This window comes from Phytohabitans rumicis (genome assembly GCF_011764445.1).
Classification (GTDB): domain Bacteria; phylum Actinomycetota; class Actinomycetes; order Mycobacteriales; family Micromonosporaceae; genus Phytohabitans; species Phytohabitans rumicis.
The window spans coordinates 2,212,713-2,238,294 of sequence record NZ_BLPG01000001.1; the positions used below are offsets into that span (position 1 = coordinate 2,212,713).

Below are 25,582 nucleotides of genomic sequence, written 5' to 3' on the forward strand. Positions count from 1 at the left end.
ATCAAGGATTTCTGCGTCGATCAAGGGCAAACGGTCGTGCTTTGATCTCCAATCCACGGCCGTTTGCCCTTGATCGACGCGAAAGTCCTTGATCGACGCGGTGGGCGACCCGAGCGGCCCAGGCGGCCGCCTCGCTCGACAGCTAGCGATAGACCCGCTTGAGAAGACTGGTACCCATCGATATTGATCTCTACGATCAATCGATATGAAGCTATCAATCGCTCGCGTGGCGACCGCACTGGTCCTGGGCGTCACAGCGATCACCTTCTTCCCCGCACCGGCCTCCGCCGCCACGTCGGTCTTCGTCAAGGAGAGCCAGTGGTCGACCGGATACGTCGGAAAGATGACCGTCACCAACAACACCACCACCGCGATCACCACCTGGCGGGTGGAGTTCGACCTGCCCGCCGGTACGACCATCGCCAGCCACTGGAGCGCCGCCCTCACCCGGTCCGGCAGCCGCTACGTCATGAGCAACCTCCCCTGGAACGGCAACCTGGGCCCCGGCGCCGCCACCAGCTTCGGCTGGGTCGCGAGCGGCACCGGCGAGCCGACCAACTGCACCGTCAACGGCGGTCCCTGCACGGGCGCGCCCGTCCTGGACGTACGGCCGCCCAGCAAGCCGACGAACCTCCGGCTGACGGCGCTCGGCATGACCTCCATCTACTGGGACGCGTCCACAGACGACACCGGTGTGGTGGGCTACGACGTCTTCGCCAACGGGACCAAGCTGGCCACCACGACCAACACCAACTATCCACTCGGGACACTGCCGTCGGTGCCCACCACGTACGGCATCCGGGCCGTCGACGCGGCCGGCAACCTCTCCGCGTTCGCCGTCACCACCATCGGCTCGCCCACCGACGCCGGCCCGCCCAGCGCCCCCACCAACCTGCGCCTCTCCGGCCCGATCTCCGGGTACTTCCCGGTCCGGTGGGACGCCTCGACGGACGACGTCTTCGTCGCCGGGTACGAGCTCTTCCTCAACGGTGGCCCGGTCGGCACGGTCGGCGGCACCAGCGGCTACGTGCCCTACAACGGGTTCGGCACGTACTGGATCGGCGTACGCGCGTTCGACAGCAGCGGCAAGTACTCGGCCGTGACCCAGATCGGCATCGCGATCGACCCGCCCCCGCCGCCGGTCTAGCCGAGCGGGACGGCCGCGACGGCACCCTCTACCAGGCTGCCGAGGTAGAGGGTGCCGGCGTGCTCGCGTACCCCGGTCACGAAGTGGTAGCGGTCGCCGCCGCCCTGCAGGTCGGCCACGACGCGGCCGTCGCCGTCGACGGCCATGGCCCAGGCCGTCCGCACCGGTCCGGGCTGCAGGGCCTCCGGCAGCGCCCACACCGCCTTGCGCACCCACGGGGTACGGGCGTGCGCCCAGTCCAGCAGCCGGTTGCGCGGGCTGCCGATGGCGACCCAGATCCGCCCGCCTGAGCCGGTGCTCAGGTTGTCCGGAAAGCCGGGGAGGTTGTCGACGAGCGTGTCGCGCTCCCCGGCCCGCGGCCCGGTCAGCCACAGCCGGGTGATCCGGTACGCGCCGGTCTCCGCCACGGCCACAAAGGACTCGTCTGCGGCGAGCGCCACGCCGTTCGCGAAATGGAGCCCGTCCAGCAGCACCTCCAGGTCGCCGCCCGGCGTGAGCCGCAGCAACCGGCCGGTGCCGGAGTGCTCCATCAGGTCGGCCCGCCAGTGCGCCAGCGTGAACCGGCGGGTCGAGTCGCTCACGTACACGGTGCCGTCCGCCGCGATGGCCGCGTTGTTGCACAGGAAGATGCCCTCGACGGCCCGGGGCGGACCTGGCCGGTGCCGGGGTCCACCTGGAGCAGCCCGCGATAGGCGTCGCAGACCAGCAGCGCACCGTCGGCGGTCACCTCGACGCCGAGCGGCCGCCCGCCGGTCTCGGCGACGACCTCGGCCGGGCCGCCGTCCGGGCGTACCCGAAGGATCCGGCCGTCCTCGACTCCGGTGTAGAGGCTGCCGTCCGGATGGGCGGCCACGTCCTCGGGGCCCGCGCCCACGACCGGCAGCAGGGCGGGCGCGGGCATCGGCGGGCTGCTGTACGGCTGCCGGGCCCGCGCCGGCGCGGCCGGCGGCGACCAGACGACGGGATGAATCCGGGGACGCGTCACATCCTGAGCCTGCGTACCATCCACTCGTGAGTCAACGGGTCACCGTCAAGGATGTCGCGGTCGCCGCGGGGGTTTCTCCCGCGACGGTCTCGCGCGTCATGGCCGGCGACTACCCGGTCTCGGCCGCGACCCGGGCCCGCGTCCAGCGCGCGGTGCGCGAGCTGGACTACGTGGCGAACGCCCAGGCCCGCGCGCTCAAGGGCGCCGGCAGCGGGATGGTGGCCTTCGTGATGGAAGACGTCACCGGCCCCTCGTTCGCGTACGTGGCCAAGGGTGTGGAGCAGCAGGCCACCGCGATGGGCCGGCTCTGCCTGATCTGCACGACGCACGGCGACCCGGCCCGCGAGCTGGCGGTCGTGGAGGCCATGCGGGAGCAGCGGGCCGACGCGGTCATCCTGGTCGGCAGCGGCTTCCTCGACGACGACTACCGCCAACGCATGATCCACTTCGCGCACGGGCTCGACAAGGCCGGCTCCCGCCTCGTGCTGTGCGGCCGGCCCGCCCTCGGCGACGACGTGCCGACCACGGTGGTGGAGTACGACAACGAGGGCGGCGCGTACGCGATGACCAGCCACCTGCTCTCCCAGGGGCACCGCAAGATCGTCTACCTCGGCAACGTCCAGGAAAACCACACCACCAGCCGGGACCGCATCAAGGGGTTCACCCGGGCGCACGAGGCGTTCGGCGTGCCGCTCGACCCGGCGCTGATCGTGCCCGGCGTCTACAGCCAGGCGTTCGGCTACGCGGGCGCCAAGCGGCTGCTCGCGGCGGGCGTCGAGCACACCGCCATCTTCGCGGCCACCGACATGGTCGCCGCCGGCGTGCTGCTCGCGCTCCGCGAGGCGGGCGTCCGCGTGCCGCAGGACGTCTCCGTGGTCGGCTACGACGACATCCCGCTCGCCGTGAACGTCGTGCCGGCGCTCACCACCGTGCGGATCCCGACCGAGGAGCTGGGGCGCACCGCCGTGCGCCTGGCCCTGAGCCCGGACGAGCCGCAGCACGTGGTGCTGGGCACGCACATCGTCGTACGCGAGTCGGTCGCGCCGGTCGTCGGCCGGTAGGCGGTCACGCCCCCGCTTCGGTGCCCCGCCGCAACCGGTGGTACGCCAGCCCGTCGACGACGGCCGAGAACGCCCCCATGAGGACCGCGGCCACGGCGTACCGGGGCCGGTCCGTGGCGAGGAAGAACACCGCACCGGCGCAGAGGACCATCTCGGCGATGGTCGCGGTCACGAGCGCGGTGAGCGTCGCGCGCCGCGCGTCGAGCTTGATCACAAAACCACTCCCGGCTGATCGACTCGGCCGGCCGCGAGGTAGAGCACGTACGCGACGAGCACGGGAGCGCGGGTACGCGAGGACGGCGAGCCGAGCGGCGCGACCTGTTCGTAGCTGAGCAGCCGGCCCGTCGCGGGGTCGAAGATCGCCACATCGCGCGTGGCGCCGCCGTCGCTGTCGACGCTGATCGCCACACCGCCGCGGCCTTCGCGGTCGACGACCTGACCGCGGTAGTCCAAGCCGTCGGTGTCCGCGAGGACCTGCAGGGCGGCGGCCCGCTGCGCCGGATCCAGGTCGTGGAAGCGGTACAGGTCCGCGACCGCGCGCAGCCGGCCCTGCGGACCCTCGGCCAGCGGGTGCTCGTCGGCGAGTTGGAACGCGAGTAAGGCCGCCTGTGCGGATGGCACCTCAACCACGACGGGAACCTTCCCTGCCTCGTAGGTGGTCTGCTCGGAGTGCGCCGCGCCCGCGGCGGTGACGAGGCGACGGCCGGACCGGTCGGCCGCCCACCACAGCTGCTCGTCGCGGGCTGCGGGCGGCGCTTGGCCGGACGGCCCGGCGGTCCAGGTGCGCACCCGGACGTACGTGTAGGCGCCGGCCACCGGCGTCGCCGGCGCGCGGCGTGCGGCGTCGGCAAGGGCGTCGAGGTGCGTGCGCACCGCGACTGGATCGCCGGTCCTCGGTATCGACAGTGGCCTCGGCGCCGGCGGCGGGGCGCCGGATGTGCCCGACGGCGTTGGCACGCCGGCCTGCGGCGCCGGATCGTCCGCCCCGCGCGCCAGCACGCCCGCGAGGATCGCCGCGGCGGCGGTCGCCACCACCACGAGGACGCTGGCCGCCACGGGCGGGACCCACCGGCCGAGCCCCGGCCTGCCGGCCATGGTGTGCCGGCCACCTGCCTCCGCCCGGGCCCGCAGCTCGGCCGGGCTGGCCTGCGGCGGGGGCGCGGGCATCCCGCGGAACGGGTCGTTCGCGAGTACGACCTGGCGCACGACGTCGTCGAGATGCTCATCCGGAATGTGTCTCATCACGTCCCCTTGTCGGTGCCGACAGATGCCATCGGGATCTCCGCATCCATCGCCTCAAGCGCCTTGCGCAGCCGGTCGCGCGCCCGTTGGCGCCGCTTGCGGACCGCCGCCGGCGTTATCCGCAGGATCTCGGCGGTCTGGGCGTCGCTGGTCCCGTCGCACGACAGGAGCAGCAACTCGCGGTCGTCCACCCGCAGCGACCGCCACGCCCGTACCAGGTCCTGCCGGTCCTCGCAGGCGCCCATGCCGCCGTCGTACGGCGCGACGGGCTCGGCCACGCTGCGCAGGTGTGCCTGGAACCGTTTGCGGTGCTGCCGCCAGCGGGTGCGCACGTGGTTTCGCGCGGTCACGTAGAGCCAAGGCCAAGGGTCTTCACCGACGACCTCCCGCTTCACCCACGCCGTCATGAACGTCTCCTGCGCGACCTCCTCCGCGTCCTGCCAGTGGTCTTCCAGCAACGCCGCCGCCACCCGCATCACCCTGCTGTGGTACTGCCGGCAGAGGTCGTCGTGCCATGCCCTATCCCGCGCCACGTCCGTGCGCACAGTGGACTCCTATTTAGACAGCAGCCCCGCTGCCGACCATTCGACTGGTACATGTCGCCAGGCCGGTCGTTGTGACCCACCATCGCGAGAAAATTGTCGGTTATCGCTACTCGTATGGCGATCTCAGTGACGACTCACTTACTTTCAGTAATATGTTGCTCTACGTACCCAGATCAATACGCGCAGTAGCCACACTCCTGGCCGCCGTCTCGGCCGTCGTGACCATCGCCGCACCCGCCGGCGCCGGAGCCGTCCAGGAGCGGATCGACCGGTACCTTATCGACAATCCCGGCGGCATCCAGGTCAGCGCCACCGACATCGCGTACGGCGACCTCATCGTGACCGTCGTCCGGAGCGCCGCCGCCGGCGTACCCGACTGCCCCTCCGGGTGGTTCTGCTTCTACGACGGCGCGAACTACACGTACCCGCGCGGCAAGCTCAGCGACTGCGGCCCGCAGGACCTCGGCACCTGGAACTGGCGCAACCGGGTGGCGTCGGTCGACTACCAAAGCTCCACGGGCTCGGTCACCTTCATCAACGAGACCGGCGCGACGGACACCGCCCTGTTCACTGCCAGCACGTCCCGGCGCAGGATCCCCGACGTCGCGCCCAACCGGGACAAGGCGGACTATGTGTACCGCAGCTGCTGACGCCTATCGGCCGCGGGTGAGCCGCACGGTGTAGGTCCGCGTCCGGGCGCCGTCCTCACTGGACACCGTGACGGTGACGGTCCGGTCGCCGCTGACCGCCACCGTCGCGTACGGGTCGGCGGCCGTCGCCGTCACCACGCTCCGATGTGGATTCCCCGTGGCCACCGCGTACTCGGTGACGTCCGGATCGAAGCCCGCGATCGGTACGCCGTCCACCGCGATGGACGCGGCGGCCGCGTCCGACGACACGCCGGGCGCCTTGGCCAGCAGCGCGATCTCGCTGAGCGTCAGGTATCCGGACGGGCGCGGGGTCAGCACGATCCGCGCGGCCGTCGTGGCCCCCGCCGCCACCGGTACGTCCACGACCGGCGTGCCCTCGGTGCCGACCGGGACCTCAGGGCTGGCATCGACCCAGGTGCCGTCGGCGGCGAGCACCTGGACGCGCACGCTCTGCGCCAGGCCGCCGCCGGCCGCGCTGTCCCGGTAGAAGTACGCCACGACCCGGGTCAGGTCGCGCGCCACCGGCAGCGTGAACGTGATGGTGTCGGACGGGTTCTTCGTGCCCGAGCGCCAGTTGGACCACGCCTTGTCGGTGAGGTTGCCGTTGCGCAACCCCTCGGCCGAATAGCCGCTCTCCGTGTACGTCGCCCCGACCGCCGTGCCCGGCTCGCGCGCCGCGTTCAGCTGGGTCGGCTCGGTCACCTGCACCCGGACGGTGGCGTCCACCGTGGAGCCGTCGACCACCGTGGCGGTGCCGCGCAGGGTCGTCACGCCGGCCTGGTCGAACGCACCGGCCGGCGCCGCGTCCCACGCGACGGGGAGCGTGGCCCGGCCGCCGTGCGCGCCGACGCCGGTGACCGTGGCCGGCAGGTCGGGGCGACCGCCCACATAGGTCTTCGCGCGGGTGGGCTCCGTGGCGCCGAACGTGTCCACCGTGACCACCGCCGCGGCGGGGATCGCGCGGCCCAGCGGATCGGTCGCGACGCCGGTCACCGTTACGGTGCCGGGCCGGCGCCACCGCCAGTCCGGCGGCATCGTCCAGACCACCGGCAGGGCACCGCGGGCGCCGTCGCGGTACACCGGCGTGACGGTGTCCGGCAGCACCGGGGCAAGTCCGGGCACCGTGTACGCCTCGACCGGCTCGGTGCGCCGGACCGTCTCGTCCACGATGGCCCAGCGCTGGTTGGCTCCCGAAGTCGGGGTGAAGGTGGCGACCCGGCTGCCGTCGGCGGTGGCCTGGCCGGCGACGTCGAGCAGGCGGCCGGCCCCGGCACCGACCAGGGTCCAGGTGCCGTCGCCGGTCGTGGACAGGGTCCACGGCTGGCCGGTGTCGTCGAGCACGCCCGCGCCGAGCCGCTTTCCGGTGACGGCGTTGACCACCTCGTACCGCTCGCGGTTGGTCAGCCCGCCGGTCAGCTTCCGCACGCTCCACAACTGATCCGCTCGGGTCGCGTCGGTGGTGCGGATGACCACGCCGGTCCCGTCGTCCGACGGGGTCAACGAGCGTCCACTCTGGACTCCCCGGAGCCGGTAGACGTGGTCCGGCTGGATCAGCGCGGCATCCCGGGCCACCCCGCTCACCCCGTTCACGATGAACGTGGTGACCGACTTGGCCGGTACGACGAGCGTGGCTTTTTGGCTGGACACCCGTACCGGCTCGCCGGAGACGAGGGCGCCGTCCACACTCGACACGACGGGCGTCACGGTGGCTCTCTTCGACACGTGCTTGAAGAGCGACAGGTCCAGCGTGACGGCGCGGGACGTGGTCTCGTTGTTGACGTGTACGACGGTCGCGGCGCGCCCGGACGCCTTGACGGCGGCGACGGTCGACGCGTCGTCCACCTTGACCAGATGGTCGCCCGGACGGATGTAGTGGGTGAAGTTCCGGATCGTGTGGAACTTGGTGTTCGCCTGGACCGGGCAGGTCTCCAGGGTGGCATCGGCCCCGCAGTTGAACGGGACGTGGATGCTCCCCCAGTTCCCACCGCCGGCCGCCTGTGGGATGGCGTCCTCGACCGGCTGCCAGAAGACCCACGCCGAGGGCTCCAGCTCACGCAGGTCACCGACGATCCGGGTGGCGATCCCGAGCCCCGGCTCCATGCTGGTGAAGCTGGTGCCCGTACCCCAGGTGCCCTCGACCTCGCTCATCCACAGCTTCTTGTCCGCGCCCTTGGCGGAGTCGCGGGCACTGGTCCGCTGCCCCGTGCCGTACGTGTGCGTGTTGAGCTGGTCCACGGCGGCGCGTGCGTCCGCGGCGTACGCGTTCCAGTTCTGCACGAAGATGCCCGGGTTGGTCTCGTCCATGGCCGAGACGGCGGCGGCGGTGTCCGCGCCGACCAGCGCGCGGTCGAGCGCGAGCACGACCTTCTGCTGCAGGGCCGGCCCGGCGTGCGCGCCCTCCTGGCGGCCGCCGGTCGGCTGCCCGTCCGGCCCGAGCGTCGTGCCCCAGTACGGCGTGTTCGGCTCGTTCAGCGGTGCGATGGTGTCGAACTCGATGCCGTGCGCGTCTTCGATGTGCTCGGCCACCCGCACCAGGTACGTCGCGAAGGCGTCGACCCGGTCCTCGCGGATCTGGTCCGTGCTGGAGTTGAAGCCGCCGGAGACGTACCCGCTGACCGTCTGGAACCACGGCGGTGAGTTGCTGAACGCCTCCCAGATGTCGACCTGGTCCTTGATCTGGTCGATCCACCAGCGCTGGTTGGCGTCGGCGTCCCAGTTCCAGTGGTCGGGATTGCCGGGGTCCCACCAGTCCAGGTCGGCGCGGGTGGTGCCCGGCGGCGCCTGCCAGAAGCCGGGCATGGTCGCGCCGACCTTCATGTAGTCGGCACGGACGTCCGGCGCGTTGCCGCCGCCGATGTTGTAGCGGGCGATGTTCAGCCGGAGGCCGTCCTCGCCGAAGAGCATGTCCACGAGCTTGTCGCGGATCTCGTCCGGGTAGCCGCCGGTCACGTTCGCGAACCAGACCAGGCTCGTGCCCCACCCCTCGAACGCGGCCTGCTGGTACGACGGGTCGATGTGGACGGTGACCGCGCTGCCCGGCGGGTCCACCGCGTACGCCGGCGTGGACGCGGGCCCGACCAGGGCCGTGACGCCCCCGACGAGGGCCACCGCGACGGCCGCCAACCGATTCGTGGCCATGACTCCCCCTCGACGTGGGCAAGCGCTTTCCGCACCGTACACCGGAGAACGTCACGAGGGAACGACGAGTTTCGCCGCCCCGGCCGCGCGGTCCGCGTCCGTCGATCAAGGGCTTGTCCGTCGATCAAGGGCGAACGGCCGTGGTTCGATCTCCGTTCCACGACCTTTTGCCCTTGATCGACGCGCAAGTCCTTGATCGGCGCACGCGACACGGGCGTCGCCCGCGGACGTCCGACCGGTTGCCGGACCGGGGCGGGCCGTTCCGGTTCAGGCGGATCGAGTGGTACCGCGCACCGCCCAGGCGCGGGCGGTCAGCGCGATGGACCCGTCCGCCGCGGCCGGCAGGCGAGCGCGGACCAGGTCGCGAAGCGCGCGCTGCCGCCCCTCGCTCAGCGACGCCACGTACGCCGGCGCCGCCCCCTGCCCGCCGAGGAACGGCGTCCAGTAGTCGTCGAAGTCGGCGAACACGGTCGGTACCTCGATCGCCTCCACCGCCACGCCGGACAGGCCGGTCCCGGACCACAGTTCGGCCAGCGGACCCGGCCGGCACAGCGGAAACCGGCGCCCCTCGTCCAGTTCGGCGGCGGCCGGATTGAGCAGCCCGGCGGCGGCCCAGAACAGCCGCATCATCGCCATGCCGTCGGCGTAGTCCCACACGTAGGCGGCCACCACCCGCCGGGCCGGGCCACGCGGGCCAGTTCCGCCGCCGCACGTGCCGCATCGGGTACGAAGTTGAGCGCCAACCCGCTGACCACCGCGTCGAAGCGGTGGTCGGGGAACGGGAGCGACCGGGCGTCGCCCACCTGAAAAATGGCTCGTGGATCCAATATCCGAGCGCGCGCGTGCGCCAGGAACCCCTCCGACGGGTCCACACCGGCCACCCGGGCCGGATCGGCCGCGCCGAGCACGGTCGCGGTCAGCGCCCCGGTGCCGCAGCCCACGTCCAGCCAGTCACGGCCGGCGGGGACCGCCAGCCAGCCCAGGAACGCCTCCGCGACGCGCCGGCTCCAGCGGCCCACGTACGCCTCGTACGGGTCGCCTGCGGCCCAGACCTCGCGCGCCACGCTCGTCAGGATAGACCTCGACCCCAGCCCCGATGAATGCATCAAATATCACGTCGCACGTACACCAATGTGTCGCACGTCGCATCGAACATGGCTTCCACTTCATGTTTGGCAGGAGCAGCATCCCCAGGTGGACCTGATCCGTCCTTGATCAGAGGAGATCGCTGTGCCACGAAACCTCCCCCGGCGTTCCCTGCTCGCCGCTGCCGCGACCGGCCTGGCCGCGGGCGCCACGGCCCTCGCCGGACCCGCCCTGGCCGCCCGACCGGCCACCCCGGCCACCGAGCCCGCGGCGGACACCCCGGCGAAGGCCCTCAACCGGCTGCTCGCCGGCAACCACCGCTTCGCCAGCGGTCACCCGATCCGTCCACATCAGACACCGCAGCGCCTGCGCGAGGTCGCGGCCGGCCAGCACCCGTTCGCCATCACGCTCGGCTGCGCCGACTCACGCGTACCCCCGGAAGTGCTCTTCGACCAAGGGCTCGGGGACATCTTCGACAACCGTGTCGCCGGCAACATCGTCGACGACCTGCTGCTGGGCAGCGTCGAATTCGCGGTCGAGGAGTTCGCGCCGCCGGTGCTGATGGTGCTGGGCCACGAACGCTGCGGCGCCATCACGGCCACCATCAACGCACTGGAGAGCGGCGGCGAGGCGCCCGGCCACATCGGCTCGATCGTCGACGCGCTGCGCCCGATCGTCGAACCGCTGCTGGAGAGCGGCGGCGACCGGGTGGACATCGCGGTCCGGGCCAACGTCCGGGCGCAGGCGCGCCAGCTCGTCGCGACCAGCGAGCTCATCGCGGAACGGGTAGCGGCCGGCACGCTGGCGGTCGTCGGCGCCCGCTACGACCTCGACACCGGCCGAGTCACCCTGGTCCACTAGAGAGCTTTCCGGCGTCAGGGTTAACGTTTGCCGGCAATGCTACGCCCCAGTAGGCGCCCCGCTTGGGCGTTCTGGCGTGAGTAGGGCGCCGATCTTCGACCTAGCCCGCATGAACGTGAAGGATTTGGGTCGCTGGGGCGACTCGGATCCTTCACGTTGGTCTCGCCGATCAAGGACTTCTACGTCGATCAAGGGCAAACGGTCGTGGAAAAGAGATCGAACCACGACCATTCGCCCTTGATCGACGCGGATGGAGGCGCGGGCAGGGCGCGGACGGGGGCGCGGACGGGGGCGGAGGGCGGGGCGGGAAGCCTTAAGGGTGGGCTAATGGTGTGGGGCGCGGGTCGCCAATAGGCTCATCCCGTCGACTCTGGGGGAGGACTTCGTGCGTAAGTCCACAGTGATCCGTTCTGTCGCGGCCGCCGGTGTGCTGGCGGCCGCCGTCCTGGCCGGCTCGGGTGGCAGCGCCGCCGCGCTGCCCAAGGCGCCGCCCGCTCTCGACCCGCCCGCCGGCCATGTGCTGTCCGCGGTCTTCGCGGCCAAGGGCGTCCAGATCTACCAGTGCACCGCGAGCGCCTGGGCGTTCGTGGAGCCGGCCGCGAGCCTGACCGGCCGCTCCTGGCGCCCCGCCGGCCGGCACGACGTGCTCCACTTCCGCGGGCCGAGCTGGCAGTCCACTGAGGATGGTTCGCTCGTGGAGGCGCGGGCGATCGCCAACTCTCCCGTGCCCGGCGCCATCCCGGAGCTGCTGCTGCAGGCCACCCGCAACCGCGGCGACGGCGTGTTCGGCCGCACGACGTACATCCAGCGGCTGGCCACGAAGGGCGGCACCGCACCCGCCGGCACGTGCGTGGACGGCACGGTGACCGCGGTGCCATACCGCGCCGAGTACCGGTTCTTCAGCGCCGCGCCGTAACCTGGGGAAATGGAGACCGTCCACGGCGCTTGTAACCTGTGCGAGGCGATCTGCGGGCTGCGGTTCACCATCGACGGTGGCCGCATCACGTCGATCAACGGCGACCCCGACGATCCCCTCTCCCGCGGTCACATCTGCCCCAAGGCGATCGCGCTCGGCGACATCCAGGCCGACCCGGACCGGCTGCGCAAGCCGGTCCGGCGTACCCCGGACGGGTGGGTGGAGATCTCCTGGGACGAGGCGTACGACCTCGTCGTGGACCGGCTGATCGAGACCCGCCAGCGGTACGGGTCGAACGCGGTCGGCCTCTACCTCGGCAACCCGAGCGTGCACAACTACGGGATCCTCACCCACGGGCCGCACTTCTTCGGCCAGCTGCGTACCCGCAACCGGTTCTCCGCCACCTCCGTGGACCAGCTGCCGCACCAGCTCGTGGTGCACTGGCTGTACGGCCACCAGCTCCTCATCCCGATCCCCGACATCGACAACACCAACTATTTCCTGGTCTTCGGCGCCAACCCGCTGGCCTCCAACGGCAGCCTCATGACCGTGCCGGACGTACGCCGCCGGCTGGTCGACCTGAAGGCCCGCGGCGGCAAGGTGGTGGTCTTCGACCCGCGCCGCACCGAGACCGCCGCGCTGGCCGACGAGCACCACTTCGTCCGGCCCGGCTCGGACGCCGCGCTCCTGCTCGCGCTGCTGCACTGCGTGTTCGCCGACGGGACGGCGGAGCCCACCGCGCACGTCGACGGGCTGGACGCGGTACGCGAGGCGGTCGCCGCGTTCACCCCCGAGCGGGTCGCCGCGGTGACCGGCGTCGACGCGGACGTGATCCGGCGCGTCGCCCGGGAGTTCGCCGCCGCTGAGGGCGCCGCCTGCTACGGCCGGGTCGGCGTGTCGATCCAGCGGTTCGGGGCGCTGTCCCAGTGGGCGATCCAGCTCCTCAACCTCGCCACCGGCAACCTCGACCGGCCCGGCGGCGCGCTCTTCACCCGGCCGGCCGTGGACCTGGTCGGCGGTGGTCTGGTCGGGCCCGGCCACTACGACAAGTGGCGCAGCCGGGTGCGCGGCCTGCCGGAGTTCTCCGGCGAGCTGCCGGTCGCCGCCCTCGCCGAGGAGATCCTGACGCCCGGCGACGGCCAGATCCGGGCGCTGGTCACCGTGGCCGGCAACCCGGTGCTCTCCACCCCGAACGGCGGCCAGCTCGACCGGGCCCTGGACGGGCTGGACTTCATGGTGGCCGTCGACTTCTACGTCAACGAGACCACCCGGCACGCCGACGTGATCCTCCCGCCCACCACCGCACTGGAGCACGACCACTACGACGTGATCTTCCACGCCCTCGCTGTGCGCAACACCGCCCGGTACTCGCCGGCCGTCCTGCCCAAGCCGGCGGACGCCCGGCACGACTGGGAGATCTTCACCGAGCTGGCCCGGCGGTACGCGCGCCGCCTGGGCCGCCGTCCTGCGATGCGGCGCCGGCTGATGATGCGGCTGCGCCCGCACCAGCAGATCGCGGCCGGGCTGCGCCTCGGGCCGTACCCGGTGAGCCTGCGCGCGCTGCGCCGCCGTCCGTCCGGTGTGGACTTCGGGCCGCTGCGTCCCAGCTTCCCCGGCGCCCTGCGTACGCCGGACAAGCGGGTGCACGCCGCCCCGACGCAGTTGCTGGACGCGCTGCGGGAGGCCACCGAGGAGCTGCTCGCCGCGCCCGAGCCCGGCCAGCTGCGCCTGATCGGGCGCCGCCACCTGCGCAGCAACAACTCGTGGATGCACAACTACGAGCGGCTGGTGAAGGGTCGCCCGCGGCACCACCTCTTCATGCACCCCGACGACCTGGCCGCCCGCGGGCTGCGCGACGGCCAGCGGGTACGGGTGCGCTCCCGGGTCGGCGAGGTCGAGGTGGAGGTGGCCGAGACCGCCGACATCATGCCCGGCGTGGTGAGCCTCCCGCACGGCTGGGGCCACGCCCGGCCCGACGTACGGCTCTCGGTGGCGAGCCGCACGCCGGGCGTGAGCATCAACGACCTGACCGACGACACGCTCCTCGACGAGCTGTCGGGGAACGCCGCCCTGAACGGCGTGGTCGTGACCGTGGAGTCAGCCAGCGGCTAACCGTGGTAGTCGCCGGGGACCAGCCGCACGCCGGGCTGGTGCGCCCAGTCCGGGATGAAGTCCGGCGCGGCGCCGTTCGTGACCTTCCACGTCCCGTCGCCCTGCGCGAACGCCACCGGGATCGACGCCCACCCCGGCGTCTGCCGGACGAGGGCGAGATCGGTCAGGCCGTTCCCGTTGAAGTCGCCCGCGACGACGCGTACACCCGGCTGGTGTGCCCACGCCGGGATGAAGTCCGGCGCCGGACCGTTCGTCACCGTCCAGGTGCCGTCCCCGTTGGCGAACGCGATCGGGATCGACGCCCAGCCGGGCGTCTGGCGCACCAACGCGATGTCGGTCAGCCCGTTCCCGTTGAAATCAGCGGCGATCAGCCGCACACCGGGCTGATGGGCCCAGTCGGAGATGAAGTCCGGCGCCGGGCCGTTCGTGACCGCCCAGGAGCCGTCCCCCTGCGCGAACGCGATCGGAATCGACGCCCAGCCGGGCGTCTGCCGCACCAACGCGATGTCCGTCAGGCCGTTCCCGTTGAAATCACCGGCGATCAGCCGCACACCCGGCTGATGTGCCCAGTCCGGGATGAAGTTCGGCGCGGCGCCGTTGGTGACGGCCCACGAGCCGTCCCCTTGCGCGAACGCGATGGGAATGCTGCCCCACCCGGGCGTCTGCCGCACCAACGCGATGTCCGTCAACCCGTTCCCGTTGAAATCACCGGCGATCAGCCGCACACCCGGCTGATGCGCCCAATCCGCAACGAAGTTCGGCGAGGCGCCATTGGTGACCGCCCACGAGCCGTCCCCCTGCGCGAACGCCACCGGGATCGACGCCCACCCCGGCGTCTGCCGCACCAACGCGATGTCCGTCAACCCGTTCCCGTTGAAATCACCGGGAACCAGCCGCACACCGGGCTGGTGCGCCCAGTCCGGGATGAAGTTCGGCGCGCCGCCGTTGGTGATCTTCCAGGAGCCATCGCCTTGCGCGAACGCGATCGGAATGGAGGCCCACCCGGGCGTCTGGCGGACCAGCGCGATGTCGGTCGAGCCGTTCCCGTTGAAGTCGCCCGGGATGACCCGGACGCCCGGCTGATGCGCCCAGTCGGAGATGAAGTCCGGCGCGCTGCCGTTGGTGACCCGCCACGTGCCGTCCCCGTTGGCGAACGCCACCGGGATCGACGCCCAGCCCGGCGTCTGCCGGACCAGGGCGATGTCCGCGCCGCGCACCGCCTCGACCGGGCCGCCCGCACCGGCGGCGACCTCCAGGCTGAGCGCGATCAGCCCGGCGGACACCTCCCGGATGACCTCCTCGGCCTCGGACCACGCCGGCTGGAACGAGTGTCCACACTCGATGGTGAAGCCGAACACCTTCGGCTTGCTGGCGTCCGCTAAATGCCGGCTGAACGCGAAGTCGTCGCTCGCCCCGACGTCGGGTACAGCCCGAACGCCTGCTCCACGCCGTAGTCGTCGCCGCGGACGCCCTTCACCGCGTCGTTCATCCGCTGGCTGATCGTGGCGCAGCGGTTGAGGTCGCCGGCGGCGATGTACTCGCCGTAGACCGTGTCGTTGGCCCGCCCGCGCACCGTGTCGAACGCGCCGTTGCGGAACGTCTGATCCGGCCGGGCGGTCTGGTTCTGGTCGCTCCCCCACGAGTGGAGGATCACCGGCACGGCGCTGTGCACGTCGACCAGCCACTGGATGCGCGGGTACGTGTCGAGCGCCCACGTCACGTTTCTGGTCTCCGGCTCGGACGCGACCGAGGGTCCACGGTAGACGTTCCGGTCGCAGGCGTTCGCCGACGTGTTGACGCCCGAGTCGGCGGCGAACTTCGCGAGGTGGTCCCAGAGGAAGTCGAAGTTGCGGTTGATGTCGACGCCGACGCAGCCGCCGCCGTTCGGGTGCGGCCGGCGGTTCTTGCGCCACATCGGGTCGGCGGTCTGGCTGTGGTGGCGGCCGTCCGGGTTCACACACGGGTAGACGAACAGGTCGACGGTCTCCATGGCCCGCCGCACCTCGTCCGCGGTGAACTGCTTGCCGCCGTACCGCAGCCCGGTGCCCAGTTCGTACGCCTCGAGCAGGTCGGCCGCCAGCGATACGAGCGCGTCCGGCGGCACCCACTCCCGGGCGTGCACGCCGCCCAGCACCAGGATCGCCTCCGGCGCGGGGCCGCTGGACGCGCCGACGCGCAGCATGTGCGTCTGCCGCGACTCGTGCGTGGCGTTTGGGCAGGCGATCAGCTCGGCCGTCGCCGGGTAGGCCGCCGCCAGGGCGGCCACCGCCGACTCGATCTCGGTCACGTTGAGGTAGGCCACCGCCGGCTACTCCTTCACTCCCAGGCCGCGCGGAACGCCGCCGCGCGTGGCGAAGCGGTCCCCGGAGCCCACCTCGCGCTGCCGTTCCCGCCCGGCTTCCGTCTCGTTCGCCACGACCTCCACGGACACCCGGCCGGCCCGGCGACTCTGCCGGGCCGCGCGCAGCTGCCCCTCGGTGAGGTACGCGTCGATCGCGACCTCACCGTCCGCCTGCCGAGCGATCGCCCGGCACCCCAGGTCCGGCTCGATCTCGTCCGTGAACGCCTTGAGCTCGTCCACGGTCGGGGCCGCGAGCCGGACCCGGAACACTGTCTCGTCAGTCATCTGGTCATCCGTGGTAGTCGCCGGGGACCAGCCGAACGCCCGGCTGGTGCGCCCAGGTCGGGATGAAGTCCGGCGCGCCGCCGTTCGTGATCTTCCAGCTGCCGTCGCCGTTGGCGAACGCCACCGGGATCGACGCCCAGCCCGGCGTCTGCCGCACCAGCGCGATGTCGGTCAACCCGTTGCCGTTGAAGTCGCCGGGCACCAGGCGGACGCCGGGCTGGTGCGCCCACGTCGGGATGAAGTCCGGCGCGCCGCCGTTCGTGATCTTCCAGCTGCCGTCCCCTTGCGCGAACGCCACCGGGATCGACGCCCAGCCCGGCGTCTGCCGCACCAGCGCGATGTCGGTCAACCCGTTCCCGTTGAAGTCACCGGCGACGATGCGCACACCCGGCTGGTGCGCCCAGTCGGTGATGAAGTCCGGCGCGGGCGCGTTCGTCACGGTCCACGTGCCGTCGCCGTTCGCGAACGCGATCGGGATGGTCGCCCAGCCCGGCGTCTGCCGGACGAGCGCGATGTCCGTCAGGCCGTTGCCGTTGAAATCACCCGCGATCAGCCGCACACCCGGCTGATGCGCCCAGTCCGGAATGAAGTTCGGCGCCGCACCATTGGTGATCGACCACGAACCGTCCCCTGCGCGAACGCCACCGGAATGCTGCCCCAGCCCGGCGTCTGGCGCACCAACGCGATATCCGTCAACCCGTTCCCGTTGAAATCACCCGCGATCAGCCGCACACCCGGCTGATGCGCCCAGTCCGGAATGAAGTTCGGCGCCGCACCATTCGTGATCGACCACGAACCATCCCCCTGCGCGAACGCCACCGGAATGCTGCCCCAGCCCGGCGTCTGACGCACCAACGCGATATCCGTCAACCCGTTCCCGTTGAAATCACCCGGGACCACCCGCACACCCGGCTGATGCGCCCAGTCCGGAATGAAGTTCGGCGCCGCACCATTCGTGATCGACCACGAACCATCCCCCTGCGCGAACGCCACCGGAATCGAAGCCCACCCCGGCGTCTGGCGCACCAGCGCGATGTCGGTCGAGCCGTTCCCGTTGAAGTCGCCCTGAACCACCCGGACGCCCGGCTGGTGCGCCCAGTCCGGGATGAAGTTCGGCGCGCCGCCGTTGGTGATCCGCCAGCTGCCGTCGCCGTTGGAGAACGCCACCGGGATCGACGCCCAGCCCGGCGTCTGCCGGACCAGCGCGATGTCCCGGCCCTGCACGACCGACACGCTGGCGGCGGCCGCCTGGACGGCCAGCAGCGCGTTGACGCGGCCGAAGCCGTAGTCGTCGTTGTGCCCGTTCGCGTCGTAGGCGACGCCGCCGATCTTCTCGGCCGTGTCGCGCATGATCTGGCGCAGTTCGTCCCTGGTGAGCGCCGGGTTCATCGAGAGGGCCAGCGCGGCGCACCCGGCCGCGCAGGGAGCGGCGAAGCTGGTGCCGGTGCTCGGGCCGTACCCGTTGGTGTTGGTGCTGACGACGGCGACGCCGGGCGCGATGAGCTCGACCTCGGGCCCGCGCGCGGCATTGTCTTCCAGGTCGAACCGGGTGGACCGGACGACCGCGATGACGTCGGCGTGCGAGACCACCTCGTCCTGCAGGATGTTGACGTTGTTGCCGTTGCTGGCCGCCCAGAAGATCGCCAGGCCCCGGCCGCCCCGGCCGTTCGCCGCGGCGAACTCGATCGCCAGGCGCAGCGTCTCGGTCAGGTCCCAGTCCGCCCCATTGGGCCCGAGGCTGCTGACCAGGATGTCCGCGCCGGTGTTCGGGTCGGCGCCGGGCACCTCCATGGCCGGGTTGGCCGCGTACGCCACGGCCTGCGCCAGCGTGGTCTGCGTGCCGACCTGGTCGCCGAGGCACGCGATCAGCATCAGCTCGGACTCCGGAGCCGCGCCGCAGCCGCCGACCCCGTTGCTGTGCCGCGCGCCCACCATGCCGGCGCAGAACGTGCCGTGGTTGCTGCCCGGCATGCCGGCGGTGCCCTGCACGAAGGTGTCGTTGTTCTGGAAGAAGCCGGAGGTCGGCAGCACGGCGGCCTGCAGGTCCTCGTGGTTGGCGTTGAACCCGTTGTCGATGACGGCCACCCGGATGCCGGCGCCGCGGGTCTGGTCCCACGCCTCCTCGGCGCTCACGTCGGCGCCCGCGGTGCCGCCGGCCTGGCCGGTGTTGCGCCACTGCCACTGCTCCGCGAAGCGCGGGTCGGTCGGCGTGAAGCGCTGCGGGACGTGCTCGACCAGGCTCGGCTCGGCCAGCGTGAAGCGCTCGTCCGCACTGAGGTCGACCGACGCGGCCAGCGCGTCCGGGTGCGCCGCGGTCTCGACCACGAACAGGTTGGGCGCGAACCGCAGCCGGGCCCGCAGCTCCAGGTGGTGCTCGGCCAGGACCTGCTCGGCCTCCTCCGCCGACAGGCTCTCGCTGAGCTGCACGTTGAGCCGGCGCGTCACGATGCCGAACCGCCCGTTCGGCCGGCGTACCAGCTTGCCGACGTCCTCGGTGTCGGGCATCGGCGCCGCCTCGCTCATCCGGCTCGTCGTGTCGGCCGACGGCTCGACGAAGACCCACCGCGCGCGCTCGAACGCCTCCATCGTGTCGTCCGGTACGCCGACGTCCCGACCGTCGGTGACGGTGCCCAGCGAGGCCGCCGTGGCGCGGGCGTCGCGGGCCGACGGGGCCTTGACGGCCACCACATTGTCGATTTCCTCTACGGTCTTGCGCTCTCCGCGCACGTAGTATTCGCGATCCATCGCGTGCTCCTCTCGCTGGTTGAGGGAGCCCCCGCCGGTGGCGAGAAATACGACAGGGTCGTTGATTTGCCAGGTAGGTTTCTCCGCATGGCTGGGGAGAGCTTGCGCACCGTGGAGATCGAACGGACCGTGGTCGGCCGGCACGTCGTACGCAATGTGCGCGGCGGCGAACTATCGGTCGGCCAGGGCAAGGACGCCGACTTCACGCCCGTCGAGCTGCTCTTGGCGGCCATCGGCGCGTGCACGGCGCTCGATGTGGACGTGCTGGTCAGCCGGCGCGCCGAGCCCACCGCGTTCGCGGTACGGGTGACCGGTGACAAGGTGCGCGACGAGGCCGGCGGCAACCTGATGACCAACCTGGCGTTCGAGTTCACCGTGACGTTCCCCGAGGGCGAGGCCGGCGACCAGGCCCGGGAGGCCCTGCCCCGCGCCATCCGGATGTCCCACGACCGCCTCTGCGTCGTCTCCCGCACGGTCGAGCTCGGCACGCCCATCTCGACCGGGCCGCTCTAGGGCGCCTACCCTGGCGGAATGCAGGGGCTGCTGCTGCGGCTGGCCGAACTGGACGCGGACGCCGAAAACGCCGTGCGGGTCATCGCGTACTTCGACGAGCTGGTGCGCCACCACGCCGACGCGGTGACGGTCCTGCGTGCCGCGGTGGTGGTCGCCCGCTGCCCGGCCGGCCTGCGCGACCCGGCGGACGGGCAGCACCTGCGCATGGCGACCGACGGCCGACGTACCCGGATCGAGGCGCCCCCGCCCACCGCCGCCACCCGGACGCTGGACGAGAGCGGCCTGCTGGTCTGGCTGGAACGCGACGGCGCGCCGCAGCCGCTCGACGCGATCATCCTGGAGCGCTTCGCGGTGGCCGCGGAGGTGGCCGTCGACCGGGCGCGCGGCCACGCCCCCGCGATCGACGACCCGGCGCTCGTCGAACTGGTGCTCGCGGCGGGCACCGGGCCCGCCGAGCGCGGGCGGGCGCTGCGCCTACTCGGCCTGCGTCCGGACGTCCCGCTCCGCGTGCTGGCCGCACCCGGCGGCGCCGCCGAGCGCATCGTGAAGGATCTGGTACGCGCCGGCCGCCTCGCCCGCGGTGCGGAACTGGGCGACGCCGCCGCCGTCCTCACCACCGGCGCCCCGTTGGCCGACGTAGGCGACGTGGGGCCGCTCGGGGTTGGCCCGGCCGTGCCCCCGGACGCAGCCGGACGCTCCTGGGCCGGTGCGCGGGCCGCGCTGCGCCTGGCCTCGGGGACAGTGGTCGTCTGGGACGACCTCGGCCCGCTGGCGCTGGTCGCCGAGCACGTCCCGGACTCGGCGATCGGCGATCTCGAGGAGGTACGCCGGCTGGAGGCGCTCGCCGGCACCGCGCCCGGCCGGGAGGCGATCGCCGCACTGGAGGCGCTCTGCGCGCACGGGTCGCTTCGGCGGGCGGCGGAGGCCGTACACCTGCATCACAGCTCGATGGCCGCGCGGATCGCGCGGGCACAGGCGGCCCTGGGATACGTGGTGGACGCCCCCGCCGGACGGCAGCGGGCCTACCTGGCATTGCGCCTGTGGTCCATGTGGCGCGCCCGCCGACCGTGATTACGGTTGGCGGGTGAGCCAGCGGCGCAGCGCTGCCACTCGCAGGTCGTGGGCCTGTCGGGCCAGCGCCGTCTCGGGGGCGAGCATCTCCCAGGCGTGAAACACGCCCGGGTAGACGTGGAACTCGGTCGACACGCCGGCCTCGGACAGCCGCCGGGCGTACGCGTAGCACTCGTCCCGGAAGACCTCCAGCTCGGTGACGTCGATGTACGTACGTGGCAGCGCGGTGAGGTCGGCGGCGCGGGCCGGCGCGGCGTACGGCGACACGGCCTCGGTGCCCCGGCGCTCGCCGAGCAGGGCGTTCCAGCCCAGCTCGCTGGCTTCCCAGTTCCAGCTCGGCCACTCGCCGGAGAACTCCCGGGCGGACGGGCTGTCGTTGCCGTCGTCCAGCATCGGGTAGATCAACATCTGCATCGCCAGGGCCGGGCCGCCGCGGTCGCGGGCCAGCAACGCCGTACCCGCGGCGAGGCCGCCCCCGGCGCTGCCGCCGGCCACCGCGATCCTGTCCGGGTCGAAGCCCAGCTCGGCGGCGTTCTTGGCGACCCACACCAGGCCGGCGTAGCAGTCCTCGACCGGGGCCGGGTCGGGGTGTTCCGGGGCCAGCCGGTACTCCACCGAGACGACCGCGCAGCCCACCTCGCACGCCAGGTCGACCACGACGTTCTCGCCGGTGCGCAGGTCGCCGAGGATCATGCCGCCGCCGTGGATCCAGTACACGACGGGCGCAGGCGAGGGCAGCCCGGCCGGCCGGTAGATCCGTACCTTGATGTCCGGATCGCCGTCCGGTCCCGGGATCAGGCGATCCTCGGTGACCACCCGGTCGTCGGCCGGCGGCTCGCCCATCGCGGCCAGCATCGCGTCCATCTGCACCCGCAGCTCGGGGATGTCGGCGACGGTGAGGCCGGCGAAGTCGACCGGCGGCATGGCGCCCGCCGCCACGATGGCGGCGAGTTCGGCGTCGAGGTTGGGGTGGACCGGCATAAGGATCACCTTCCGTAACCGTGGAGCGTGGCCTCGATCCTGCGCCGATGAAGATCGTGTAACTACCGTCACATGGCGGGTCTTTTCCTTTCCTCGACCGCCACCTGGCGGTTTCCGGGGTCCGCTTCCGTACGATCAAGGGCGTGGACCCTTCTGCCGAACCCGTCGTCGTCGGCCTGGATGTCGGCGGGACGGCCACCAACGTCACGCTGATCAACCGCGCCGGTCACTTCCTGGTCGACCGGCTGGTCGAGGTGCCCAGCCGCGTGCTGGACGGACCCCCGGCGGCGCTGGACGCGCTGGTCCGGGCCATCGACCACGCCCTGGAGCTGACCGGTACGCCGCGATCCGCGATCCGCTCGATCGGGCTCGACACGCCCGGCCCGGCCAGCGCGGACGGGGTGCTCTCGTCACGCGGCGGCACGAACTTCGGGCTGCCCTCCTGGTACGGCTTCGACATCCGCGGCGCGCTGGAGGACCGGGTCGGGCTGCCGGTGGTCTACAACAACGACGGCAACGCCGCCGCCCTTTATGCGCACGTTGTCCATTTCGGGGCGGACGCGGAGCTGCGCTCCTCGGTGGCCGCGATCGTGGGCACCGGCCTCGGCGGCGGCGTCATCGAGTCCGGGCGGATCGTCAAGGGCGCGACCGGCGGCGGGGGCGAGTTCGGGCACGTGCACATCCCGATGGACGGCCTGCTCGCCGAGGGGCAGCCGACGCCGCAGTGCAACTGCGGGTTCTCCGGCGACGTGGAGGGCGTGGCCTCGCTGACCGGCATCATGAAGAACCTGCTGCCCTACTGGCTGACCCGGTTCGAGGGGCACGACCTGGGCCCGCCCCACACGATCAAGGAGGCCGCCAAGCTCGTCCGGTCGTACGGCGAACGCGGCGACCCGCTCGCCCTGAAGATCTTCGAGCAGCAGGCCATGGCGCTCGGCCGGCTCTTCACCATCGCGGCCAACTTCACCGACCCGCACGCGTACTTCGTCGGGGCGGCGTCGTGGAGACCACGCCGGAGTTCCGCGACTGGTTCCTGGAGCGGGTACGCGAGCACACCGCGCTCCGCGAGGAGCAGGCGAAGATGGCGACGTTCGCCCTCGTACCCGACCTGGACATGGCCGGCGCGCGCGGCGCCGCCCTCGCCGCCCTCGCCCTCCTCTAGGGGGTCGGGTCGGTCACCGTGCCGACCAGGTCCGGGCCGGACTCCGGCTGTAGGCGGAGGTATTCGGGCGGCTCGGCCAACGCGTCGGCGATGGTGGGCACCGAGAACTCGGCGGTCAGCTCGCCGGCCGGCACGATGACGAAGACGTAGAGATTGGCGCTGGACAACGGCCGGGACGGCAGTGGCGACTCGAACGTCTGCTGCTCGAACCACTCCGGGTCGACGTCCGTCGAGGACAGCTCGGGGCCGCTGGCCGGCGGCGTCGCCGCGAAGTACCCGAAGATGTCGGCGTCGGCCGGCTCGGACAGGGTGACCCGCCAGGTCAGGCTGGCGCCCTCGGTGACCCGGTCGGCCACCGGCGCCACGCTGATCGCGGGCATCGGGTCGTCGTTGAGCACGATCAAGCCACCCTCGTACGCGCCGACCGCGACGCCCCGCAGCGCCTTCGCGGCCACCACGTGGTACGCGTCGTAGTTGAACCGGGTGTTGCCGCGCACCTCGACCGGGATGTCGATGGTCCGCGTGCCCGGCGTCAGCGTCACCACCCGGCTGGTCACCTCGAACGCGGTCGAGTCGTACAGGTAGAGCCGGACCTGCCCGCCTCCCCACCCGGACACGGTCACCGGCACCCGGTACGTGCGGACGCCCGAGTCGCCTTCGTCCACTGTCGACACCGGTCCGAAGTCGACGCGCGGCAACGGCACCGGCCGCGGGTCCGGGGTGCCGGGGCGCCAGCCCCACGCGTCCACCAGCCACGCCTTGCCGGACGCGCTGCGCGGCACGAGTTCCAGCGCGGCGATCCGGCTCGCGTCGACGCCCGCCCGGAGCGGCACGCGCACCTCTTGCCCCAGTACGAGGTGGTGAACCCCGTGCCGGGCAGCCCGTCGAGGCGTACCTGGCCCAGGACGGATCGCCGGCCGGCCGTGTCGGTCACCGCCACGTCGAGCGTGGTGCCCTTGGTGTTCGGCGGTACGACGATGCGCAGCGCCACCGACGTGGCGCCGGCGACGAAGACCTGCCGGGCGGGCCGGATCCGCGCCGGCGTACCGGGTGCCGACCAGGTCAGCGCCACCGCGTACCGGTCGGGATCCGGCGAGATGAAGCCGAACGGCACGAAGTGCGGCGACCCGCCGCCCTCGGCCTCGCCGAGGCACGCGACGGCCGGGTCACTGGCCACCTGCGGGCACAGGCGGGCGCCGGCACCCGTGACGGTGGTCGTCGCGTCCGGCACGAGCAGCGCGGTGCGCGCGGCGCCGACGGCGTGGCTGAGCACCCGGGCCGGGCCGGCCGACGCCGGCCGGACGTTCGAGCCGTCGATGAGCGGGCGGACCCGGTCGTCGCCGCCCACGAAGAGCCGCGCCGCCGCGGCGTAGTACGTCGCACCGGCCGCCTGCTGCTGGGTCGGCGTCAGCCGGGTGCGCGCGAAGTTCGGCGTGCAGACCGGATCGGGCTCCTCGCTCCAGAAGTCGTCCCACGCCGGCGCCGCCGCCTGTCCCGGCGTCCACTCGGAGTTGTAGAAGTTGTGGTTGGCGCCGACCATGTAGACCGCGCCGTGCAGGGCGGCGCCGCGGCTGACCCCGCGGGTGCCGTCCACATAGACCTCACCCTGCAGGTCGAAGACGTCGCCGTCGCAGCCCGGCAGGACGGTCAGCGAGGGCACGTCGGGGCGGGGTTGTGCCCGAAGATGGTCGGTCCGATGAGGACGGTGCCGCGGATCCGCCAGCGGACCGGGCCCCGGTAGCCGTCCTGGGCGGCCGGCGGTGGGCTGAGGCTGTCCATCGCCGCGCGGTTGACGCCCTCGCCGCCGCGCGAGTGGCCGACCAGCAGCACGCGGGACAGGTCGGCCCGCGGCGCCGTGCGGACGGCGCCCGGCGCGCCCGCCCGGCCCGCGCCCGCCCAGGTCGCCCAGCGGGCGAGGTGCTGCCGGACCAGCGAGGAGCGGGCCTGCGCGCCACCGTCGGCGGCCGCGTAGTCCTGCCCGTTGATGCCGTTCGCGGAGATCGACACGGTGACGTAGCCCTGCGAGGCGAGCAGCCGCTGCGCCGTCAGGTAACCGCGGTGGCTGGGGATCGACCGCCACCCGCGGGGGCACGGCCAGTCGCCGCTGCTCTCCTCACCCTTGTAGCAGGTGGAGTGCCGGCCGTGCAGGAAGAGCGCCAGCGGGCGCTTGCCGCTCGCGCCCTTCGGGGCGACCACGACGCCGACCATCTCGACCGGCGCGGGGAAGCCGGGCAGCCGTACCCCGGGCAGGGTGTACTCCCCCATCACCGTCTTGTACGGGCCGGGCTTGCCGGGGTCGACCGCGGCCAGCGGGGCCTGGGCCGGCAGCGGGGCCGGCGTCGTGGACCGCGACCGCGGCGCCCCGGCCGGGGCGTCCAGCCGGCGCCCGCCGGCGCGGGCCTCCAACGTGGACAGATTCGCCTGGTCGAGCGCCGTCAGGTCGAGCCGGAACGTGCGGCCGTCCCGCGCCGCCCGGGGCCGCCCGAGCAGGCGGTCCCCGGCGTAGAACTCGACGGCCGCGTCGCCCATCGGCACCCGTTTCGACGCCTGCCAGACGAGGTCGGCCCCGTCGATCTGCCACCCTGGCGGCAGCGGGCTCCCCTCCGTCGGCGGCCGTGGTGGCTCGGCCTGCGCCGAGCCACCGACAACCACCATGGAGCCCGCCGCCACCAGGGCGGCCACCAACACCCGCATTGCCCGCATGAAACGTTCTCCCCCGTGGATGACGCCTACGGTAGAGA

Annotated in this window: 25 protein-coding genes and 1 pseudogene; 9 read left to right on the top strand and 17 right to left on the bottom strand. The window is 72.4% G+C overall.

From position 1 onward, the window contains the following. Positions 1–226 precede the first annotated feature (226 nt). A complete protein-coding gene (locus Prum_RS09460; RefSeq protein WP_173075682.1) occupies positions 227–1,147 on the top strand; it encodes a cellulose binding domain-containing protein in 921 nt (306 codons plus the stop codon). On the opposite strand, the gene Prum_RS49365 is transcribed toward Prum_RS09460, so the two are convergent. Beyond that, a complete protein-coding gene (locus tag Prum_RS49365) occupies positions 1,144–1,728 on the bottom strand; it encodes an SMP-30/gluconolactonase/LRE family protein (protein ID WP_218577162.1) in 585 nt (194 codons plus the stop codon). The two genes, Prum_RS09460 and Prum_RS49365, sit on opposite strands and share 4 nt — an antisense overlap. Next, positions 1,725–2,132, bottom strand: coding sequence for an SMP-30/gluconolactonase/LRE family protein (locus Prum_RS49370; RefSeq protein ID WP_218577163.1), 408 nt, complete (start codon positions 2,130–2,132; stop codon positions 1,725–1,727). Before Prum_RS49370 ends, Prum_RS49365 begins: the two co-directional genes overlap by 4 nt. 26 nt (positions 2,133–2,158) lie before the next feature. Between Prum_RS49370 and Prum_RS09470 the strand changes: the two genes are divergently transcribed. After that, complete coding sequence (locus Prum_RS09470) at positions 2,159–3,193, top strand: LacI family DNA-binding transcriptional regulator (protein ID WP_246277773.1); 1,035 nt, start codon at positions 2,159–2,161, stop codon at positions 3,191–3,193. A 4-nt stretch (positions 3,194–3,197) separates the two neighbouring features. Here Prum_RS09470 and Prum_RS09475 read toward each other — a convergent pair whose 3' ends face one another. The 3 genes from Prum_RS09475 to Prum_RS09485 are packed head-to-tail and all read right to left on the bottom strand — an operon-like array spanning position 3,198 to position 4,980. After that, complete coding sequence (locus tag Prum_RS09475) at positions 3,198–3,407, bottom strand: hypothetical protein (RefSeq protein ID WP_173075683.1); 210 nt, start codon at positions 3,405–3,407, stop codon at positions 3,198–3,200. Then, positions 3,404–4,435, bottom strand: coding sequence for a hypothetical protein (locus tag Prum_RS09480; RefSeq protein ID WP_173075684.1), 1,032 nt, complete (start codon positions 4,433–4,435; stop codon positions 3,404–3,406). Before Prum_RS09480 ends, Prum_RS09475 begins: the two co-directional genes overlap by 4 nt. Next, the gene (locus Prum_RS09485; protein ID WP_173075685.1) at positions 4,435–4,980 is read right to left on the bottom strand and encodes an RNA polymerase sigma factor; all 546 of its coding nucleotides are present in this window, start codon (positions 4,978–4,980) and stop codon (positions 4,435–4,437) included. The genes Prum_RS09480 and Prum_RS09485 overlap by 1 nt, the downstream gene beginning before the upstream one ends. Before the next feature lie 152 nt (positions 4,981–5,132). On the opposite strand from Prum_RS09485, the gene Prum_RS09490 reads away from it, so the two are divergent. Continuing rightward, a complete protein-coding gene (locus Prum_RS09490) occupies positions 5,133–5,630 on the top strand; it encodes a peptidase inhibitor family I36 protein (RefSeq protein ID WP_173075687.1) in 498 nt (165 codons plus the stop codon). Positions 5,631–5,633: 3 nt separating this feature from the next. Here Prum_RS09490 and Prum_RS09495 read toward each other — a convergent pair whose 3' ends face one another. The 3 genes from Prum_RS09495 to Prum_RS51220 form a co-directional block, all read right to left on the bottom strand. Next, entirely contained in the window at positions 5,634–8,768 is a 3,135-nt protein-coding gene (locus tag Prum_RS09495) for a glycoside hydrolase (RefSeq protein ID WP_173075689.1), read from the bottom strand. Positions 8,769–9,035: 267 nt separating this feature from the next. After that, the gene (locus tag Prum_RS51215) at positions 9,036–9,425 is read right to left on the bottom strand and encodes a hypothetical protein (RefSeq protein WP_246277774.1); all 390 of its coding nucleotides are present in this window, start codon (positions 9,423–9,425) and stop codon (positions 9,036–9,038) included. After that, positions 9,395–9,832: a class I SAM-dependent methyltransferase gene (locus Prum_RS51220; protein WP_246277775.1), complete on the bottom strand. Its 438-nt coding sequence runs from the start codon at positions 9,830–9,832 to the stop codon at positions 9,395–9,397. The genes Prum_RS51215 and Prum_RS51220 overlap by 31 nt, the downstream gene beginning before the upstream one ends. Before the next feature lie 166 nt (positions 9,833–9,998). Here Prum_RS51220 and Prum_RS09505 point away from each other — a divergent pair, with 166 nt between their 5' ends. From Prum_RS09505 to Prum_RS09515, 3 genes are all read left to right on the top strand, one after another. Beyond that, complete coding sequence (locus Prum_RS09505; protein ID WP_246277776.1) at positions 9,999–10,715, top strand: carbonic anhydrase; 717 nt, start codon at positions 9,999–10,001, stop codon at positions 10,713–10,715. Between the two features lie 385 nt (positions 10,716–11,100). Further along, positions 11,101–11,631 (top strand): DUF3455 domain-containing protein, encoded by a 531-nt coding sequence (locus Prum_RS09510; RefSeq protein ID WP_218577165.1) that lies wholly within the window; start codon positions 11,101–11,103, stop codon positions 11,629–11,631. Between the two features lie 9 nt (positions 11,632–11,640). Continuing rightward, a complete protein-coding gene (locus Prum_RS09515; protein WP_173075691.1) occupies positions 11,641–13,743 on the top strand; it encodes a molybdopterin-dependent oxidoreductase in 2,103 nt (700 codons plus the stop codon). Here Prum_RS09515 and Prum_RS09520 read toward each other — a convergent pair. The 5 genes from Prum_RS09520 to Prum_RS09540 are packed head-to-tail and all read right to left on the bottom strand — an operon-like array spanning position 13,740 to position 19,114. Next, complete coding sequence (locus Prum_RS09520) at positions 13,740–15,101, bottom strand: FG-GAP repeat domain-containing protein (protein WP_173075693.1); 1,362 nt, start codon at positions 15,099–15,101, stop codon at positions 13,740–13,742. The two genes, Prum_RS09515 and Prum_RS09520, sit on opposite strands and share 4 nt — an antisense overlap. Before the next feature lie 20 nt (positions 15,102–15,121). Then, positions 15,122–16,045: a M14 family zinc carboxypeptidase gene (locus Prum_RS09525; RefSeq protein ID WP_173075695.1), complete on the bottom strand. Its 924-nt coding sequence runs from the start codon at positions 16,043–16,045 to the stop codon at positions 15,122–15,124. A gap of 6 nt (positions 16,046–16,051) precedes the next feature. Beyond that, positions 16,052–16,369, bottom strand: a complete 318-nt coding sequence (locus tag Prum_RS09530; protein WP_173075697.1) for a hypothetical protein — start codon at positions 16,367–16,369, stop codon at positions 16,052–16,054. A 4-nt stretch (positions 16,370–16,373) separates the two neighbouring features. Continuing rightward, entirely contained in the window at positions 16,374–16,928 is a 555-nt protein-coding gene (locus tag Prum_RS09535) for an FG-GAP repeat domain-containing protein (RefSeq protein WP_173075699.1), read from the bottom strand. Then, positions 16,919–19,114, bottom strand: coding sequence for a S8 family serine peptidase (locus Prum_RS09540; RefSeq protein ID WP_173075701.1), 2,196 nt, complete (start codon positions 19,112–19,114; stop codon positions 16,919–16,921). The genes Prum_RS09535 and Prum_RS09540 overlap by 10 nt, the downstream gene beginning before the upstream one ends. Positions 19,115–19,201: 87 nt before the next feature. Between Prum_RS09540 and Prum_RS09545 the strand changes: the two genes are divergently transcribed. Both Prum_RS09545 and Prum_RS09550 read left to right on the top strand, forming a co-directional pair. Then, positions 19,202–19,627: an OsmC family protein gene (locus Prum_RS09545; protein WP_173075703.1), complete on the top strand. Its 426-nt coding sequence runs from the start codon at positions 19,202–19,204 to the stop codon at positions 19,625–19,627. An 18-nt stretch (positions 19,628–19,645) separates the two neighbouring features. Then, entirely contained in the window at positions 19,646–20,698 is a 1,053-nt protein-coding gene (locus tag Prum_RS09550; protein ID WP_173075705.1) for a helix-turn-helix domain-containing protein, read from the top strand. Here Prum_RS09550 and Prum_RS09555 read toward each other — a convergent pair whose 3' ends face one another. After that, complete coding sequence (locus Prum_RS09555; protein WP_173075707.1) at positions 20,699–21,679, bottom strand: alpha/beta hydrolase; 981 nt, start codon at positions 21,677–21,679, stop codon at positions 20,699–20,701. 143 nt (positions 21,680–21,822) lie between these two features. Between Prum_RS09555 and Prum_RS09560 the strand changes: the two are divergent. Beyond that, positions 21,823–22,841 (top strand): annotated as a pseudogene (locus Prum_RS09560) (ROK family protein). Here the strand turns inward: Prum_RS09560 and Prum_RS49375 are convergent. The 3 genes from Prum_RS49375 to Prum_RS49385 are packed head-to-tail and all read right to left on the bottom strand — an operon-like array spanning position 22,838 to position 25,535. Next, the gene (locus tag Prum_RS49375; RefSeq protein WP_218577166.1) at positions 22,838–23,506 is read right to left on the bottom strand and encodes a hypothetical protein; all 669 of its coding nucleotides are present in this window, start codon (positions 23,504–23,506) and stop codon (positions 22,838–22,840) included. The pseudogene Prum_RS09560 and the gene Prum_RS49375 sit on opposite strands and share 4 nt — an antisense overlap. Next, positions 23,461–24,501, bottom strand: coding sequence for a hypothetical protein (locus tag Prum_RS49380; protein WP_218577167.1), 1,041 nt, complete (start codon positions 24,499–24,501; stop codon positions 23,461–23,463). Before Prum_RS49380 ends, Prum_RS49375 begins: the two co-directional genes overlap by 46 nt. Then, positions 24,489–25,535 carry an alpha/beta hydrolase family protein gene (locus Prum_RS49385; RefSeq protein WP_218577168.1) on the bottom strand — a complete coding sequence of 349 codons (1,047 nt, stop codon included), beginning with the start codon at positions 25,533–25,535 and terminating at the stop codon, positions 24,489–24,491. Before Prum_RS49385 ends, Prum_RS49380 begins: the two co-directional genes overlap by 13 nt. Positions 25,536–25,582: the final 47 nt, after the last annotated feature.